This is a genomic window from Streptomyces sp. 8P21H-1 (assembly GCF_013302945.1).
In genome coordinates, this window is record NZ_JABTYA010000150.1 from 1 (window position 1) to 2,716 (window position 2,716).

2 protein-coding genes are annotated in these 2,716 nt (G+C 74.4%); one reads left to right on the forward strand and one right to left on the reverse strand.

Annotation, left to right across the window (positions count from 1 at the left end):
• Positions 1 to 93: 93 nt before the first annotated feature.
• Complete coding sequence (locus HO151_RS02615; RefSeq protein ID WP_173894508.1) at positions 94 to 942, forward strand: ABC transporter permease; 849 nt, start codon at positions 94 to 96, stop codon at positions 940 to 942.
• Between the two features lie 446 nt (positions 943 to 1,388).
• Here the strand turns inward: HO151_RS02615 and HO151_RS02620 are convergent.
• The coding region (locus HO151_RS02620) for a type I polyketide synthase (protein ID WP_254594654.1) at positions 1,389 to 2,716 on the reverse strand (1,328 nt) is incomplete at its 5' end.

Here is a 2,716-nt window from a genome sequence, read left to right on the forward strand (position 1 = left end):
CCCCGGCCGGCCGCGGCGGTGCCCCGGGCCGGACCAGCAACGCGACCATCCGTCGGGCGGGACCGCCGCCCGGCGTCTTCCGTGGAGGACCTCTTGACCACTCAGCTGACCCCGGCCCCCCGGCCGGCCGCGCTCCGGGCCGCGGCCGGTGAGGCGCCCGTGTTCGGGGGGAGTTCGCTCCTCACACAGATACGGATCCTGACCGGGCGGTCGCTGCGGGCCATGGTGACCGATCCGGGCATCGTCCTCTTCGGCCTGATCCAGCCGGTGGTCATCCTGTTCGTCCTGACGCAGGTGTTCAGCAAGATGGGCATGCCGCCGCACTTCCCGGAGGGCGTCACCTATCTCGACTACGTGCTGCCGGCCATCCTGGTGGACAACGCCGCCCAGTCGGCGATGCAGTCCGGGGTGGGCCTCGTGGAGGACCAGAAGAACGGCATGGTGGCCCGGCTGCGTTCCCTCCCGGTGCACCCGGGGGCGCTGCTGGCCGCGCGCAGCCTGGTCGGGCTGGTGCGCGCCACCGTGCAGGTGCTGATCATCATGGTGCTGGCGATCACCGTCCTGGGGTACTCGCCCAACGGCGGCGTGGCCGAGCTGGCGCTCTCGGCCGGGCTGACGGTCTTCATCAGCTTCTCGCTGGGCTGGGCGTTCATCGCGGCCGGCGCGTGGCTGCGGCGGGCGGAACCGCTCCAGAACCTCGCCCTGATCGTGATCTTCCCGCTGATGTTCGCCTCCAGCGCGTACGTGCCCGTCGCCGACCTGCCCGGCTGGCTGGCCGCGGTCGCGAACGTCAACCCGCTGACGTACGCCATCGACGCGAGCCGGGCGCTCGCGCTGGACGTGCCCGGACTGGATCACGCGATCCCGTCCGTGGTGATCAGCGCGGTGATCGCCGTGGTCGGCATGGTCGCCGCGCTGCGCGGTTTCCGCCGGCCCCTCTGACACCCGCACGGACTCCCCCCGCGTGCGGGCGGGGCAAGGCCCGTGGACGCCCACCCTTCGCGTCCGCGGGCCTTTGCCGTGTGCGGCCTCCGCCGTCCGCGGGTCTCCACCGCGCGGGCCTCCGTCATGTGCGGAGGCCCGCGCGGCCTTTTCGGGTGCGGGGCGGTGTGGTGCGGCTGACCGTGGGCCGTGGCTGGGCGCGCAGTTCCCCGCGCCCCCTGCGGGGCGGGGCTGTGTCCGTTGCGGGCGTGGGGAGTGGGGGAACGGGCACGGTGTGCCGGTCTTTCGGGGGTGCGCCCGTCGCCCGCCGTGGCGTGTGGGCGTGTCCCGTCGTGGGTTCTTACCGGCCGCGGTCGTCGGGGATACGGAAACGGGCTGCGGGCCCGGTGCCATCGGCACCGGGCCCGCAGTGAGGTCGGCCGGGGGGAGCGTCGCTCCCCCCGGGGTCAGGAGAGTCCGAGCTCGTTGTCGAGCATGTCGAACATGTCCTCGTCGGAGGCGGAGTCGAAGTCGAAGGACTCCTCCTCCGCCTTCTCGCCGGCCCCGGTGCCCGCCTCGGTCCGCAGCGACTGCCACTTGCTGCGGAGCACCTCCAGACGGCCTGCCACCTGGTCGAAGAGGGCGCCGAACTCCTCGGCACCGGTCTCGATGCCGTTCAGGCTCCGCTCCAGCTTGTCCAGTTCCGCCAGGACCGCCTCGGGTCCGTCGGCCGGGGCCGGGGCGACCTTGGCGTACAGGTGCGCGACGAGTTCGCTGGGCGTCGGGTAGTCGAACAGCAGGGTGGCCGGCAGCCGGACGCCGGTGAGGGCGCCGAGCCGGTTGCGCAGTTCCACCGACGTCAGCGAGTCGAAGCCCAGGTCCTGGAAGGCGCGGGTCGGCTCGACGTCGGCCAGGCCCGCGTGGCCCAGCACGGTCGCGATCTGACCGCGCACCAGTTCCAGGAGGACCTCCTGCCCCTCGGCGGGGGTGAGCCCGGTGAGCCGTCGCGTGAGGTCCGCCGCCGCCGCGGCACCACCGGCGGTGGCGGCGGTGGCGGTACGGCGTGCCGGGACCCGGATCAGCGACCGGAACAGCGGCGGCACCTCGCCCAGGGAGCGCAGGGCGCCCAGGTCCAGCCGTACCGGGAGGACGGCCGGAGCGGACCCGGCCGCGCCGGAACCGGTGACCGTGTCGAACAGGGCCAGGCCCTCCTCGGGGGTCATCGGCGGCATGCCCGCACGGGTCATCCGTGCGATGTCCGCCTCGGTCAGCTCGCCGGTCATGCCGCTCCCCCGGGTCCAGGGGCCCCAGGCCATCGACACCGCGGGCAGACCGCGGTCACGGCGGTGGCGGGCCAGCGCGTCGAGGAAGGCGTTCCCCGCCGCGTAGTTGGCCTGTCCGGCGCTGCCGAGCGTGCCGGCCACCGAGGAGAACAGGACGAAGGCGTCGAGCCCGAGGTCCGCGGTCGCCTCGTGCAGGTGCCAGGCGGCGTCCGCCTTGGGCCGCAGCACCGCGGCCAGCCGCTCCGGGGTGAGGGAGTCGACGACTCCGTCGTCCAGGACGCCGGCCGCGTGGATCACGGCGCGCAGCGGACGGTCGGCGGGAATGTCCGCCAGCAGGGCGTCCACGGCCGTCCGGTCGCCGACGTCGCAGGCCGCGACGGTGACGCGGGCGCCCGTCTCCTCCAGTTCGGCGGTGAGCTCCGCGACGCCCTCGGCGGCCGGACCGCGCCGGCTGACCAGGAGCAGGCTGCGTACGCCGTGTGTGCCGGCCAGGTGGCGGGCGACGGCGGCGC